1 protein-coding gene is annotated in these 699 nt (G+C 50.2%); it reads right to left on the bottom strand.

Annotated features, from left to right (window positions below; translation table 11 throughout):
* Nucleotides 1-699, bottom strand: a 699-nt coding sequence (locus L654_RS0110910) for an Ig-like domain-containing protein (RefSeq protein ID WP_024608029.1), incomplete at both ends; no start/stop codon positions are given.

Consider the following 699-nt stretch of genomic DNA (forward strand, 5'->3'; position numbering starts at 1 on the left):
CCGCTGCTATCGGTCACGATAACCGTTACCGTACTGCCTTGCGATGCATCGCTGGTACCTGCAATCGTTGGCGTGGTGTCGTTGCCTACACCGTTGTTGGTAATAACAAGGCTCGGACCTGTTAGGTCGATCTGACCTGTCTCTGTGGCGCTGCCAATATTGCCCAGTCCATCATCTACCTGTGCGGTGACAGTATATTCACCTTCGGCTAAATCAATTGGTGCATCGACGCTCCATACACCACCCGTTACGGTCGTATCAACAGTCGTAATATTCCCTGCACTGTCTTCAAACGTTAAGCTAATGGTTGTGCCATCAGCTGCATCACTTGTCCCGCGAATTTCTGGCGTGGTGTCATTGGTGTCAACCAGTACATTAATACTGATGCTTGGCGCCGTGGTGTTGAGTGTTGCGTTTTCACTTAATGTAGTGGTGTTGCCTGCACTGTCACTGACGCTTGCTTCGATAGTGAGTGGACCATCAGTTAGCGCGTTCGGTACATCCGCTGACCAGCTGCCATCTGCTTGCACTGTTGCAGTGAACGTTTCTGTATTATTTGCATCCGTGACGTTAATCGTTATAACCGTGCCTACTGGCGCGTTCGATGTCCCGCTAATTGTTGGTGTGCTGTTATTAGTGGCACCTATTGTGTCTAACGTCAGTGTCGGCGCTAAGGTATCTAAGCTGCCAGTTTGTGTG

Source organism: Pseudoalteromonas sp. TAB23 (genome assembly GCF_000498075.1).
Classification (GTDB): Bacteria; Pseudomonadota; Gammaproteobacteria; order Enterobacterales; family Alteromonadaceae; genus Pseudoalteromonas; species Pseudoalteromonas arctica.